Below are 14,329 nucleotides of genomic sequence, written 5' to 3'. Positions count from 1 at the left end.
GAGGGCCGCGCGTTAGCTCAGGAGTGCGCGGATATCCTCGGCGGTGAGGGCGGCGCCTACCGCGTCGTCCCCGGCAAACATTGCGTCAAACAGGGCGGCCTTTTTGCGCTGCAGGGCAAGCACCTTTTCCTCGATGGTGTCGCGGGCGATCATCCGATAGACAAACACGTGCCGGGTCTGGCCGATCCGGTGGGCCCGGTCGATGGCCTGGTTTTCGGCCGCTGGATTCCACCAGGGATCAAGCAGGAACACGTAGTCGGCGGCGGTGAGGTTGAGGCCCACCCCGCCCGCGCGCAGACTCAGCAGGAAGACCGGGGCGTCGCCGTTCTGGAAGCGGTCGATGACGTCCTGCCGGTTGGTGGTGGATCCATCCAGCATTTCCCAGGCTAGACCCGCCTGGGCCAGCCGGTCGCCGATGCGGCGCAGGAACGAGGGGTACTGGCTGAACACCAGCGCCCGGTGGCCCTCGGCGTGGGCCTCACGCAGGTGTTCGATCAGGAGGTCGATCTTGCGGGCGGGGATATCCGCGTGCTCCTCGGCGTCGATCAGGGCCGGATCCAGGGCGAGCATGCGCAGCAGCGAGAGCGAGCGGAACACGATAAAGCGCTGCCGGTCCAGGTCGTCCAGGAGGTCCAGTACCTTCTGACGTTCGCGCTGCAGGTAGACATCGTAGAGATCGCGATGCGCGGGAGCGAGGTCCACCTCGATGATCTGCTCCTGACGCTCCGGCAGCTCGGGCGCCACGGACTCCTTGGTGCGTCGCAGCACAAACGGACGAATGCGCTCGCGCAACCGGGCAAACAGGGCCTGCCGGTGTGCGGCGCGATCGGCCGGGCCCCGACCGGCCCCGATACCGCGGGAGATGCCTGCGGGTTCGGACTCGATCGGGCGAATGTATTCGAGGGTGAAGCGCGCGGCCGGGGGGAGCAATCCCCGGGTCACAATCGCGAAGAGTGCGTGGAGGTCGGCGAGTGAGTTCTCCAGCGGCGTCCCGGTGAGGGCGAGCTTCCACTCGGCCGGGAACTCGCGTACGCGGGCGTGGGTTTGTGAGGTGGCGTTTTTGACCGCCTGAGCCTCGTCCAGAATCAGCCCGGCCCACGGGCGCGCGGGGTTGTTGTACTCGGCGGCATCCAGGCGCAGCAGTGTGTAGCTGGTGATCAGGATGTCGGCGCCCTCGGCCAGGGTCGCGATCGAGTCCTCGCCCGAGGCGCGGGTACCGCGCACGGTGCGCACCACGAGGCCCGGGGTGAAGCGGGCCGCCTCCGCCGCCCAGTTGGCCACCACCGAGGTGGGGGCCACCACCACAAACGGTCCGGTCTCGGGGGCCTGGGTGCGCGCGTGCCGGATGAGCGCGAGGCACTGGAGGGTCTTACCGAGCCCCATGTCGTCGGCAAGGATGCCGCCCAGGCCGTGCTCATAGCCGAAGCGCAGCCAGCCCAGTCCGGTGCGCTGATAGGGACGCAGGGTTGCCGCCAGCCCCTCGGGTTCGGGGGCGTCGGCGGGGGTATCGGCGGTCAGCGCATCCACCAGCAACTGCCACGCCGGATCCGTCTCGACGTGGTCCGCCTGGTCGGCCAGTTCCCGCCAGAGACCCGCCTGAGCGGGCCCCACGCCGATCCCGGTCTCCCACTCGGGGGCGTCGGTGCCCGCGTGGATCAGCTCGGCGAGTGGGGCAAACGCCGGATGCTTGAGGGAGAAGTAGGTGCCGTCCACCAGCTTGAGTCGGCGCGCGTTGCGAGCGAGGGCACGGAAGAGCGGTTCAAACGGAATCTGAATGCCGTCCACGGTGACCGTGACCCCGAGGTCGAACCAATCGGTACGGGTTCCCGGTTCGGCGCGCACACTGATGATCGGGGTGCCGGTGAGGTGGCGATACTCGGGGGACATCCCGTGCTGTTCGACCCGTACCCCGGGCAGATTTCTCAGGGTGGGTAGCAGCTCGGTGGAGAATTCTGCCGCATCGAAGTCGCGCAGCTTACGCGGGGCGGGAAGGCTGCCGCCGCCGGTACCGGAAATTCCACCGGGGGCAGGGTCGATGCTCCAGTCGGCGGGCAGGGTGCCCTCGGGAAGCACCGCGGCGAGATCCGGAACGATACCCGCACGCACGTGCTCCCACTCCCAGCGGAGCGCCATGACGTGCCGCGGCTCGTGCTGCACGTGCAGGACCAGGGTCGTGGGGCGAGGCTCGGGAATCCGGACGCTCGCATCGGCGCTGTGGACGGCCAGTCGCTCAACCAGGGCCGGCAGGAAGTCGCGCTCAAACTCGGCACGCTCGGACCGGGGAATGCGAAGCGCAGGTCCGCTGAGGAGATCGGCATACTCGGCGGGAAGTGGGGCGCTCAGCGGGGCCAGGGTGAGGGTGTGCGGGGCTGCTTCGGAGAGTGAGTAGAGCCCGTGGGTGCCCAGCGCCCGAGTATGCGTGGGGGAAACGGACGCCTCGTCAATGAGGACCCGGGGGCTCACCACAACGCCGTCATCGGTCCGTGCAAGGTCAAGAGATACCTGGGCGGAGGCGGCCATCCGCACCTCGGGGGTGGTGCGCGATCCCACCAGCGGAATGTTGAGCGACGCCGCCTGTGACAGCAGCGGCCAGAGCAGGGGATTGTCGAAGTTGTCCAGGGTGTACCACTGGGGATCCTGGCCCGTTTCGGCCGGAACGCTCGAGCGATACAGCGCCGTGAACTGCGCAAACCAGTGCTGTTCGGCGGCCCCCAACCCCAGTCGGTGACGCTGATGGGCGATCGTGGTCCAGCCGACTCCGGTGGTGACCCAGCCGCGTGCCCCGCGCAGCACCGGACGCACGGCTAAGCGCAGCAGCGAGTGCCGGGCAGGGTTCAGGATGGTTGCGGTGGTCGCCGCCTTGGAGGTAGGACCGTTCCAGCGTGCGGCCGTACGCGGGATCGTCTCTCGCAGCTCGGCTCGCAGTGCAAGCTTGGGTTCCTCCCGAGGCGGTGTGGCCGCGAGCGGGATGAGTCGGTCGCGCCAGTTCGAGGGCGAGGGCGACGGATCGGGCATACCGGTATTCTCTCACCCCGCACCGACACGCTAGGCGTGCGGCGGGCCGATCGGGATCACCGGGCTACCAAAGTTTGTGATCGTGTACTGGCCACAGTGGATCACCTCGGGTGCGCGGGTGCCCGCGGGCAGCTCGGGCACGTTCACCGCACCCCAGGGGCCCTGAACCACCACCGCGGCTTTCTCCGGCGTCGGGGTAGCCCGGTTGTCCAGCCAGATGTAGCGGTTGAACGCATAGTCCACCTGGAGTAGCTTGCCCGGCTGAGCAAGCTGGCCGTTGACCGGGCGAGCATCCCAGAAGGATCCCACGGCAATCCCGTCATGGCTCGCCAGCCAGTTCGCCGTGCAAACGATATCCGCCTCATACTGATTCGCTCGGGTGCGGTCGGGCATGACCGCCACGGTGATCACGATCATCGCCGCGGCGATCAGCACCACCGAGGCACCTCGTTGCGCGACCGAGTAGCGATGTGCGGTGAGTTCGGCCGTGCGTTCCAGCCAGGCTGGCCACACGCGCTGGTCGGCAAACAGTGCGGTCACCGCGAGCAGCGGCGCAAAAAAGATCGGGGTCAGATAGCGTGGGGCATCCGTCCCCAGCAGCAGTCCGCCGCCCACCACCACGAGCGGAGAACCGACCGCCATCAGGGCCACAAACAGGGTGACCGGGCGGTGCTCGCGCACCGAACGCCCGATGACAAACACGCCGGTTCCCACGCATACCAACACAATCAGGGCACCGATGATGCCGCCCGGGGTCGAGAGATACTCGGCCGCTGCCTTTCCGTAGGCGGACAGCGAGATCGAGAGACCATCGGGGCGGATATAGGTGTCCGCGGACTTGGCAATCAGATCGCCCAGTGCACCGCGTGCGGTATACCCGAGGACCGTACCCAGCGTCAGGGTGAGCGCGAGCAGAATCGGGACGCGCGGGGATCGGGGGAGTCGCAGCAGCCAGCCAAACCCGAGGGCCAGGATCGCCGGGACGCACAGCCAGCCGGCGATCAGGGGATTGCTTAGGGTGGAGACGGTCACCAGGGCACCCAGCATCACGACCGCGACGATAACGCGGGGACGTGAGGCGGTGGGGGTGCCCGCTCCGGCGGCACCGAGGACCCATGCGCAGAGTGCCACCCCAAACAGCAGGGCGATGGTGGTGGCCGCATAGTAGGTGGTGGTCATCACCAGGGTGGTGAGCTCAAAGCTCCCGCGATTGATACTCGACTCGGTGAGGGTGAGGAACACCAGCACGGCAAACCCGGCCAGGGCCGCGATGATCGCCCGATTGGGCTGGCCGGGACGGGCCAGGTCGCGCCGGATAGCACCCGCGGTGAAGCGCAGCGCCCCATAAATCAGGAGCATTGCACAGACGGCAAACGCGAGCTGGGCCGCCGGTCCCGACCCGAACACGGTGGCCAGCACAAAATAGAGCCCGAGTTCGGGGATGAACAGCACGCTGGACAGCGCCCAGTGCTGCGGCTCACCCGAGGCGATCGAGGCGTGCACCAGCAGGGGGAACACCGAGTCGCCGTCGTGGAACAGTAGCCACGCACGGTCGGTGTTGACCAGGTGAGCCAGCGCGATCACGGTGAGCAGCAGCGCCGATCCCCACCCCAGGAGCTCGGCACCCAGACGCGTCATACGCGTGCGTGTATCCGGGGGTACCGGCGTCGTCATCATCCGCAGTCCTTCCGCGGGGCCGGCCCCGCACGAAAGTGCCAGGGGAGGGCCGAGGATGCCACCGCTGGACTCAGTATGCCGTTTTTTGGCTGGGGATTCACCTCTCCACGCCGCGGATCTAGGGTCGGAATGCGACACCAACTACGCGGTCCAGACCCCCGAGGTCGCGCGGCGGTGGCTGCCCACCAGATGGGTGTCCACGATCGCGCACGCCTCCATCAGCGCAAACATCGTGGTGGGCCCCACAAACGTGAAGCCCTCCGCGCGCAGCCGTTTTGCCAGGGCCTCGGACTCGGCCGATTTCACGGGAATTTCGGCGATTCGCAGCGGCCGCGGAGTCTGGGCCGGCCGGAAGGACCACACCAGCTCCGCCAGGTCCGAGCCGCCGTCGCGTAGGGCCAGGGTCGCCCGGGCGTTCTGGATGGTCGCCTCGATCTTGCGTCGGTTGCGGACGATGCCCGCATCACCCAGGAGGCGTGCGATGTCGGCATCGGCAAACGACGCCACACGCTCGGGATCAAATCCGGCAAAGGCAGCCCGGAAGGCCGGACGCTTGCGCAGGATCGTCGCCCAGGACAGACCGGACTGGAACGCCTCGAGGCTGATCCGTTCAAACATCCCGGCTTCATCCCGCACCGGCATTCCCCACTCGGTGTCGTAGTACGCGCGCAGCAGCGGGTCGCCGGCGGCCCAGGGTGGGCGGGCGAGTCCGTCTTCGCCGATGATGAGGTCGATGCTGATCGCGTCGGTGGCGTGGGCGGTGGCGTTGGCGTTTGTTTCCTGGGTCATGCGCTGGTCCGCTCGGCCTCAAGCAGCGCGCGCTTGGCATCGAGCCCACCGATGTAGCCGCCCAGCTGCCCGTCGGTGCGCAGGACCCGGTGACAGGGCACCACGATTGGCAGCGGGTTGGTAGCACAGGCGGTTCCCACCGCTCGCATCGCCCGGGGCCGACCCAGCGCCTCGGCCACATCGCGATAGCTGAGCGTGTGCCCAAACTCGATGGACGGCAAGAACCGCTGGACCTCGCCGCGGAACGGGGTGGTCAGTCGGCGATCCAGGGTGAGGTCAAAACTGCGACGTTCACCGGCGAAGTACTCATCCAGTTCGTGAGCGGCGCGGTCCACCGGGTCGGCATCGCGCAGGATGCGCGGTCCGATCTTCTCGGCGAGGGTGCCCAGGACGGTGTCGAAGTCCTCACGTTCGAAGGCCACCCGCACGAGCCCTTCGGGGGTGGCGGCCAGCAGAAGGCGGCCCAGCGGTGAGTCGATGATGGAGTAGGCCACCTCGCGAGTGCCGGTGGTGCGTGCGTGAGTGAGGAGATTACCGCGCAGCCGGGTGAGCACGGCGGATTCCTCGGGAGCGGTGTCAAAGGCGGTCATGCGGATTCTCCGTCCGTGTCAGTTGGGAAGGGAAGGGTCAGGGTGGCGCGCAGGGCGTGCACCCCGTCGGCACCGGCGCGACGTGCGGCGGCCGGGCTGATGCCGGTCTCCGCAGCCACCTCGGCATAGGGGAGGCCCGCCAGATAGTGCAGGGTAACCGCCGTGCGTTGACCGGGTGGGAGGAGGGCAATGGCCCGGTAGAGATCTAGATGGGTGGCCTCGGGGATGCCGAGCGTCGTGGGTGTTTCGGGCACCACATCCAGGCTGGGCCCCTGTTTCCCCTTCGCCCGCAGCACATCGATCGCCTTGCGATGAGCGACGGTCACCAGCCACCCGCGCACATTCTCGATCCGGGCGATCCGATCCCAGTCGGCCAGCGCGGCCACGAAGGTCTCGGCCCAGGCGTCCTCGGCATCGACGTGCCCACCGAGGACCGCGCGACAGACGCGCAGCACGGTGGCACCGTGCGTCTCGATCGCGGTTTCAAACGGAAGTGGTGTGGGCATGGAATCCTCGGGGTGGGTGGCATGTTCTGTCAGGCTAACGCGCACCGCCCACCAAATGTGAGGTTGGACCGGGGAAGCCGGTAACGTTGACCCGTGGCTCGCCCTCACAATCGCGGGCCCTCGGAAGGAATATCGCCGTGACCGCACGTCGCATTGCGCTTGTCGCCCTGCACTCTTCCCCGCTCGAACCGGTTGGATCCGGTGAGGCCGGTGGGATGACCATCTACCTGCTCACCCTCGCTCGCGCCCTGGTGCGTGCCGGGGAACGGGTGGATTTGATCACGCGACGCACCGACCCCAACGACCCCGCCGTGGTGGAGCTGGAGCCGGGCCTGCGGGTTCGCCTGATCGATGATGGCGACCCCCGCTACCTGGACAAGCCGGACCTGCTGCCGCCGCTGATCGAGGCGTTCTCTCGCGAGCTCGCCGCCGGGGAGCGCTATGATCTGATCCACTCCCACTACTGGTACTCAGGGATGGCCGCGCTGCCGGTGGCCCGCGCCTGGGGTGTCCCGCACGTGCAGACCTTCCATACCCTGGCCGCCCTCACCGCGACCCTGCGTCCACCAGGAGCCGGCCCACAGGAGCCCGAGCGGTTCCGCGGAGAGGCTTGGCTTGCCCGCGAGAGCGACCTGGTCATCTCACTCAGCCGCGCCGAGGCCGCACAGATCACCGAGGGCAACGTGCGCGTGGTGGCACCGGGTGTGGACCGCGAACTCTTCCACCCGGGCGGACCAGCCGGGGACTACCTGCTGATCGCCGCACGCCTGCGCACGGTCAAGGGCATCGATCTGGCCATCGACGCGCTCGCCCACATCCCCGTGGATGAGCGACCCGAGCTGCGGATCGCCGGCGGAGGAACACCCACGCACCGACGTCGCATCACCGATCACGCTGCGGCTGCCGGGGTCGACATCCGTCTGCTGGGCAGCCTAGACCGCGAGCACCTGGCCGCGGCCATGCGGTCGGCCGCGATCGTGCTGATTCCCTCCTACTCGGAAACATTCGGATTGGTCGCCACCGAGGGGGCCGCGAGCGGTGTCCCGGTGATTGCCTCCCGCGCCGGCGGGCTGCAGGACGCCGTGCGTGAGGGTGTCAGCGGTCTCCTCGTGGATGAGCGCAGCCCCGAGCTGTGGGCTGAGGCGATCATGTCGCTGATGAACGACCCCGAGCGTCGCCGGGAGCTGGGCCAGCGTGGCCGCGAGTACTCGGCCGAAACCGACTCCCGGGTGGCCGCCGCTCGCGTGCGCGAGCTGTACACCGAGCTGATCGCGGCACCGGCTCATGACTAGCGCGCTCCCCGCGGTGTTCAGCCCGGGGGTGGTGTTTGTGCACGCACATCCCGACGATGAAACCCTCACCACGTCGGCGCTGATCGCCGCGCTCGCCGAGGCGTCAGTCCCCGTGACCGTGATTACCGCGACCCGAGGCGAACGCGGGGAGATCGTGCCCGGCTCGGTCCCGGAGGGTGCCGACCTGACCGCCGTGCGCGCCGAGGAGCTGCGTGCGGCCCTGAGTGCGCTCGGAGTGACCCGGCACCACTACCTGGGCGAGGGGCGCCGTCACTACCGTGACTCGGGTATGGTCTGGGGTGCCGATGGACGCGCGGCCCCCGCCCCCGACCGCGATCCCGAGGCCCTGACCGCCGCCGACCCGGATGAGGTGGATGCCGACCTGCGCGCGCTGATCCTGGCCGCCGGGCCGGTCGACTCGGGTGTGGCTGCGGCTACGGCTGCGGCTGTGACTGCGTCTGCGTCTGCGTCCTCAGCGTCCGATGCATCGGGTCTCTGCGCTCTGGTCACCTATGACTCCGACGGCGGCTACGGACACCCCGATCACCTTGCCACCCACGAGGCGACGCTGCGGGTCGCCACAGCCCTGGACCTGCCACTGTTTGTGGTGCTGGATCCGGCGGACACGGACTTCGACCTGGAGATTCGCCGCGACGCTCACGCGGCGAGTGTGCGTGCCGCCCACGCCGCCCACGCTAGCCAGTTCAGCCTCGCCGAGACCTCGATCACCCACTCCGGCGGCCAGCACCAGGACCTGCAGACGGTCGAGCGATACCGGCGGCTGCGCTAGGGCGTCCTCCCCGGAGATTGCGCATCGCGGAATACACGCCATGCGCACGTCCGCGACGTCCATGGGGCTCACGGCCAGCACCGCGAGACAGGGCTACTAAGCTGCCGGGGTGCCTGGGTGTTGGGTGACCGACGCAGGGATGCTGGGATGCCGGGATGCCGGGAAGCCGGGGTGCCGAGACGCTGGGATGCTGGGATGCTGGGATGCTGGGATGCTGGGATGCCGGGACGCTGACGCTGGGGCACCGGGATGCTGGGGTGTGGAGACGCTGAGACGCTGAGACGCTGAGACGCTGAGACGTTGAGGCACCTGCCTTGTTAAACGCGACACCGTTTTGACGCGTAATTGACGTGTCAAAACGGGGTCGCGCGCGGAAGGGGGATGCCCCCGTGATGACGATCGAGTGTGGCCGGGTCCTGGTGAGACGGCGTCCAGGGATAGTAGACCGTGCCGATACCGATACCGATACCGGTGCCCACGCCGATATCGACACCACGCCGATACTGGTGCAAATGCAAATGCAAATGCAAATGCAAATGCAAATGCAAGTGCAGGCGCTGAGGTTACGGTGCCGCGGGTGCCTCAGTTGTGGTGGAGCGGCCGAGCGGGATCACCAGGGGTGAGCCGGTGACCGGGTCGGTGATCACACGGCAGGGCAGCGAGAAGACATCCTCGACCAGTTCCTCGGTGATGACCTCGGTGGGGGTTCCGCTGGCGCGCACGGCGCCGTCCTTCATCGCGATCACGTGGGTCGCGTAGCGTGCGGCGTGGTTGAGGTCGTGCAGCACCGCCACCAGGGTTTGTCCACCCTGGTTCAGGTCGCGGAAGAGTTCGAGGACGTCGATTTGGTGGGCGATGTCGAGGTAGGTGGTTGGCTCATCCAGGAGCACGGCCCCGGTTTCCTGGGCCAGGACCATCGCGACCCATACGCGCTGACGCTGTCCACCGGAGAGCTCCTCCACCAGGCGGTCGGCGAGCTCGGTGGTCTTGGTGGCGGCAAGCGCCGCGGACACGGCGGCCTCATCGGCGGCTGACCAGCGGGTGAACAGTCCCTGGTGCGGGTAGCGCCCGCGGGCCACCAGATCGGCCACCCGGATGCCATCGGGCGCAATCGAGGTCTGCGGCAGCAGGCCCAGCCGGCGCGCGAGCTCCTTGGTGCCGAGCTTGGCGATGTCGCCTCCGTCCAGCAGCACGGTGCCCTCACTCGGGGTGATCAGCCGGGCCAGCGAGCGCAGCAGGGTCGACTTCCCGCACGCGTTGGGTCCCACGATCACCGTAAACGAGCCGTCGGGAATCTCGACCGAGAGCTCGGAGCTGATGACCCGGCGATCGTAGCCGATCGAGACCGCGTCGGTGCGCAGCTTCGCGCCTGCCTCGGTCGATGCGGCGTCGGTGTGTGTGGTGGCGTGTGACGGGACGTTCATCGCTGCCTGCTGGGTCATGTTTCTCCCGACGTGGATGGGGTGTAGTGAGGGTATCCTCACCACACGGTAGCGCGAATTTAGGGGAATCGTGCCGACGTGGTGTCGACGTTACGACGCCCGACGGTTCGATTCCGGCACCTCGGCCTCGACCTGGTCCGCGGCGGCGGGCACCGCGAGTCCCAGCAGGGTCTCCAGCGCCTCCAGATAGCGGTCGTGCTCACCGGCTCGGGCGAGCTCCCGAGCGCGCACGGTGGGCACGTGCAGCATCCGTCCCATCAGGTGGCGCAGCGCGCGTTCGGCCACGCCGTCGGGGTCGCGCGGGGCCACCCGAGCCACCTCCTCCTCGAGGATCGCATGGGCGTGTCGACGCATCGCGACCACGGCCGGGTCGAGGCCCTGCTCGGACGTCACCTGAATGAACTTCTTGGCGGCCCGGTTGACCAGCACGCGGGCGTGATCGGTAGCCTGGACCTCCTCAAGCGGGGCGTGCAGACGAATGGTTTCCAGATCCAGCAGCTCGATGCTCCCGGCCTCCACCACGTTGGGGTTGACGTTGCGGGGCAGGCCCAGGTCAATCACCAGCTGGCGGGCGGGGGCGATCACCGGGCAGCCGGGTGCATCCTCGTGTCCGAGCTGCGGCGGCGCGAGCGGAGCGTGTCGCCTTCCGGTGGTTACCGTGTCGGCATCCAGTACATAGTCGGTGGCCGTGGTGCAGGTCACAATCAGCGAGGCTTCGGCCACCGCGGTCTCAAAGTCGGCGGCGGCCACCGGTTCAATATCGTGGCTTTGGGCGAACTTTGCCGCGCGTCCCGAGGGGGAGTAGACCGACACCTGGGTCACGCCGCGATCGCGCAGCGCGGCCAGGCTGGCCCCGGCGTAGGCACCGGTACCGATCAGCAGCACGCGCAGGGCCGACCAGTCGGGCACGCGACTGTCGCTGAGGTCGAGGGCCAGGCGCACCAGGGAGCGTCCGGCGCGTCCCAGCGGGGTTTTGTTTTTGACTGCACGGGAGGTCTGCGAGGCGCGCTGAAACAGTCGTTCGAGGTCGCTCGTGGTGGTGTCCTCGGCGCGGGCAAATTCCAGGGCCCGGCGCACCTGACCGGCGATTTCTCCCTCGCCCACGACCACGGATTCCAGGCCCGAGGACACGGCGAACAGGTGTCGTGCGGCTTCCTCGCCCACGTGTAGATCCCAGGTGTCTACCAGCTCGGCGGAGTCGAGATTGGCCGAGGACGCGGCGGCCGCGGTCAGCGCCGCGCGTGCCTGGGGCGGGGTGCCCGCGCTATCGAGTTCCACATACGCCTCAAAGCGGTTGCAGGTATTGATGATGACGGCCCCGGCGATGGTCGGGTCGGCGTCCAGCAGGGCGCGCTCAAGGCGTCCCTCGGCGGCGGAGAGACGTTCGAGAAGGTCGAAGGAGGAGTTCTTGTGGCTCGCGGTCAAACAGATCAGCACCCATCCATACTAACCCCAGATTTTTCGCGTCTGACCGGGACATACTTCCCGACACTCTGTCGGTGGCGACTCGACCGGGTGTCGGCAACTTTTGCCGTGAGGTTTGAGATGATGGGGTCATGCTTGTCCCCACCACACACCCGCTTCAGGCGGGCCTCACCGCCGAATCCCCGCTGATTTCAGCGTATCGCGGCATCCGTCCGGCCACGACCCCCGTCTGGTTCATGCGTCAGGCCGGGCGTTCCCTGCCCGAGTACCGCGAACTGCGTGTCGGCACCGAAATGCTCCAGGCGTGCCTCACCCCGGAGCTGGCCAGCGAGATCACGCTGCAGCCGGTGCGTCGCCACGCGGTGGACGCGGGCATCTTCTTTAGCGACATCGTTGTTCCGCTCAAGCTGGTTGGCGTGGATGTGTCGATCGTGCCCGGTCGCGGACCGGTCATGGGCAAGGCCGTGCGCACCGCCGCCGACGTGGCCGAGCTGGTGCAGAACGATCCCGCCCAGCTGGACAGCGCCCTGGGCCCGATCATCGACGCCGTCGCCCGCACCGTGGCCGAGCTCGGCACCACCCCGCTGATCGGATTCGCCGGCGCGCCGTTTACCCTCGCCGCCTACCTGGTGGAGGGTGGCCCGAGCAAGGACCATATCCGCGCCCGCACCATGATGCACGCCGACCCCGAATCCTGGGCCGCGCTGATGACCTGGACCGCCGAGATTACCGGCCGCTTCCTGCGCGCCCAGGTTCTCGCCGGTGCCTCGGCCGCGCAGCTGTTCGACTCCTGGGCCGGATCGCTCTCGCCCGAGGACTACGTGCGTCACGTGGCCCCGGCCAGCGCTCGCGTGCTCGACTTCGTGCGTGATCTGACCTTCGAGGCCTCCGGCACCGAAACCCGCGTGCCGATCGTCCACTTTGGTGTGGGCACCGGCGAGATCCTCCCGCAGATGCGCGATGTGGGGGCCGACGTGGTGGGGATCGACTACCGCACACCGCTGGATGAGGGAATCCGTCGCCTGGGTGCCTCCGTCCCGGTTCAGGGCAACGTGGACCCGGCGATGCTCGCCGCCCCCTGGAACATTCTGGAGGCGCACGTGCGCGACGTGCACCGCCGCGGGCTCGATGCCCCTGCCCACGTGATGAACCTCGGGCACGGCGTCCCGCCGGAGACCGACCCGACCGTGCTGACCCGCGTGGTAGAGCTGGTGCACTCGCTGTGATCGAACCGCGTCATGTAGTGATCGTCGGCGGCGGGGTCGCCGGCCTGGTGGCCGCACTCGACTGCCTGCGCGTGGGTATCCGCGTCACGGTGATCGAGGCCGCCGACCTGCTGGGCGGATCGGTCTCCCCGGTCACCGTGGGCGATACCGTCCTGGATGGCGGTGCCGAGAGCTATGCGACCCGCGGCGGCCACGTGCGTGAGCTGCTGGTGGAGCTGGGCCTTGAGGACCAGATCGTTGCCCCGAACCCGGCCGGTGCCTGGCTGCGCCGCACCGACGGTGCCTCGGTGCCGCTGCCCAAGACCGCGCTGCTGGGAATCCCGGCTAACCCGCTGGCCGAGGATGTGCGCCGAGTGATCGGGTCCAAGGGTGTCATGCGCGCCTACCTGGACCGCGTGCGTCCGGTGCTGACCATCGGCCGCGAAAAGAACCTCGCCGAGCTCGTGCGCAAGCGCATGGGCGATGCGGTGCTCACCGAGCTGGTGACCCCGGTGGTGCGCGGGGTGTATTCGGTGGGTCCCGAGGAGATCGACGTGGATCGCGTCGCCCCGGGCCTCAACCAGGCGCTGACCCGCACCGGTTCCCTGGGCGCGGCCGTGGCCGAGCTCACCGATGCCTCCGGCCCCGCCCGCGCGGGTGCCAAGGTCGAGGGCATCATCGGCGGCATGCATACGCTGGTTTCGGTATTGGCGGCGGAGATTATCCGCCGCGGCGGTGTGATCCAGACCGGAACGCCGGTGGCCGGGCTGCTCGCCGGTGCGGTGTCCGCCGAGGACCTGCCGATCATCAACTCCGACGACTTTGTGGCCACCGAGGGTTACTCGATTTCCGAGGGCCCGGGGGAGCACACGCTGTGGACCCTGCGCCTGGAAAATCACACGGTGCTCTATGCCGACCGGGTGATTGTGGCCACGGCCGAGCTGCCCGCGTTTGACCTGCTGGTTCCGGTTGTTTCGGCCCTGGCCGAGGAGACCGCCCAGGTTTCCCCCGAGGCGGTCCTCGCCTCGCTGCTGCTGGACGCCCCGAACCTGGACGGGCACCCGCGCGGCAGCGGCGTGCTGATCGCCGGTCATGCCGGACAGAGCGGCGTCCAGGCCAAGGCCCTGACCCACTCGAGTGCCAAGTGGGCCTGGCTTGCAGAGGCGCTGGCCGAGCATCCCGGACGTCACGCGGTCCGGCTGTCCTACGACCCGGTAGCCCTGGGGGAGCGGGACGACGCCGAGCTGGCCGAGATCGCCCGCACCGATGCCGCCGCGATCCTCGGCGTGGACCTGCCCGCCGATACCGTGGCCGGGTTCGCCCGCACCCGCTGGCGCAGCACCCCGCCGGGTTCTGCTCAGGGTGCGCGGGAGCGGGCCGAGCGGATCCGCGCGGCCGTGGCCGCGGTTCCGGGACTCGATGTCACCGGTGCCTGGCTGTCGGGAACCGGGCTCGCCTCGGTGGTCCCCGATGCCCATGAGACGGCGAAGCGCGTGCGCCACCTGATCGCCGCCGAATACCTGGAGAACGGCGAACTCGCCGCTCCCACCCAGACCCCCACATCCGATAACAGTCCGAATTCAAAGGAGTAGCTTTGT

At 68.5% G+C, this 14,329-nt stretch carries 11 protein-coding genes; 4 read left to right on the top strand and 7 right to left on the bottom strand.

The window, feature by feature from the left end:
- Positions 1 to 12: 12 nt before the first annotated feature.
- The 5 genes from D9V34_RS10780 to D9V34_RS10760 form a co-directional block, all read right to left on the bottom strand.
- The gene (locus D9V34_RS10780; RefSeq protein WP_121688809.1) at positions 13 to 3,015 is read right to left on the bottom strand and encodes a DEAD/DEAH box helicase; all 3,003 of its coding nucleotides are present in this window, start codon (positions 3,013 to 3,015) and stop codon (positions 13 to 15) included.
- A 30-nt stretch (positions 3,016 to 3,045) separates the two neighbouring features.
- Entirely contained in the window at positions 3,046 to 4,653 is a 1,608-nt protein-coding gene (locus D9V34_RS10775; RefSeq protein ID WP_121688808.1) for a hypothetical protein, read from the bottom strand.
- Between the two features lie 180 nt (positions 4,654 to 4,833).
- On the bottom strand, positions 4,834 to 5,481 hold the full coding sequence (locus D9V34_RS10770; protein WP_121688807.1) for a DNA-3-methyladenine glycosylase I: 648 nt from the start codon (positions 5,479 to 5,481) through the stop codon (positions 4,834 to 4,836).
- Positions 5,478 to 6,071 (bottom strand): methylated-DNA--[protein]-cysteine S-methyltransferase, encoded by a 594-nt coding sequence (locus tag D9V34_RS10765; RefSeq protein WP_121688806.1) that lies wholly within the window; start codon positions 6,069 to 6,071, stop codon positions 5,478 to 5,480. Before D9V34_RS10765 ends, D9V34_RS10770 begins: the two co-directional genes overlap by 4 nt.
- Positions 6,068 to 6,577, bottom strand: coding sequence for an RNA polymerase sigma factor (locus tag D9V34_RS10760; RefSeq protein WP_121688805.1), 510 nt, complete (start codon positions 6,575 to 6,577; stop codon positions 6,068 to 6,070). Before D9V34_RS10760 ends, D9V34_RS10765 begins: the two co-directional genes overlap by 4 nt.
- A gap of 137 nt (positions 6,578 to 6,714) precedes the next feature.
- Between D9V34_RS10760 and D9V34_RS10755 the strand changes: the two genes are divergently transcribed.
- On the top strand, positions 6,715 to 7,869 hold the full coding sequence (locus tag D9V34_RS10755; protein WP_121688804.1) for a glycosyltransferase: 1,155 nt from the start codon (positions 6,715 to 6,717) through the stop codon (positions 7,867 to 7,869).
- A complete protein-coding gene (locus tag D9V34_RS10750) occupies positions 7,862 to 8,659 on the top strand; it encodes a PIG-L family deacetylase (RefSeq protein WP_121688803.1) in 798 nt (265 codons plus the stop codon). Before D9V34_RS10755 ends, D9V34_RS10750 begins: the two co-directional genes overlap by 8 nt.
- Before the next feature lie 563 nt (positions 8,660 to 9,222).
- Here the strand turns inward: D9V34_RS10750 and D9V34_RS10745 are convergent.
- Complete coding sequence (locus D9V34_RS10745; RefSeq protein ID WP_121688981.1) at positions 9,223 to 10,083, bottom strand: ABC transporter ATP-binding protein; 861 nt, start codon at positions 10,081 to 10,083, stop codon at positions 9,223 to 9,225.
- 108 nt (positions 10,084 to 10,191) lie between these two features.
- Positions 10,192 to 11,538 carry a glutamyl-tRNA reductase gene (locus tag D9V34_RS10740; RefSeq protein ID WP_121688802.1) on the bottom strand — a complete coding sequence of 449 codons (1,347 nt, stop codon included), beginning with the start codon at positions 11,536 to 11,538 and terminating at the stop codon, positions 10,192 to 10,194.
- Positions 11,539 to 11,657: 119 nt separating this feature from the next.
- Between D9V34_RS10740 and hemE the strand changes: the two genes are divergently transcribed.
- Both hemE and D9V34_RS10730 read left to right on the top strand, forming a co-directional pair.
- Positions 11,658 to 12,752 (top strand): uroporphyrinogen decarboxylase, encoded by a 1,095-nt coding sequence (hemE, locus tag D9V34_RS10735; protein ID WP_121688801.1) that lies wholly within the window; start codon positions 11,658 to 11,660, stop codon positions 12,750 to 12,752.
- The gene (locus D9V34_RS10730; RefSeq protein ID WP_121688800.1) at positions 12,749 to 14,323 is read left to right on the top strand and encodes a protoporphyrinogen/coproporphyrinogen oxidase; all 1,575 of its coding nucleotides are present in this window, start codon (positions 12,749 to 12,751) and stop codon (positions 14,321 to 14,323) included. Before hemE ends, D9V34_RS10730 begins: the two co-directional genes overlap by 4 nt.
- Positions 14,324 to 14,329 lie beyond the last annotated feature (6 nt).

Source organism: Mycetocola lacteus (assembly GCF_003667575.1).
Classification (GTDB): Bacteria; Actinomycetota; Actinomycetes; order Actinomycetales; family Microbacteriaceae; genus Mycetocola; species Mycetocola lacteus.
The sequence above is the reverse complement of the archived record's forward strand: the minus strand, read 5'-3'. Positions and strand labels throughout refer to the sequence as shown.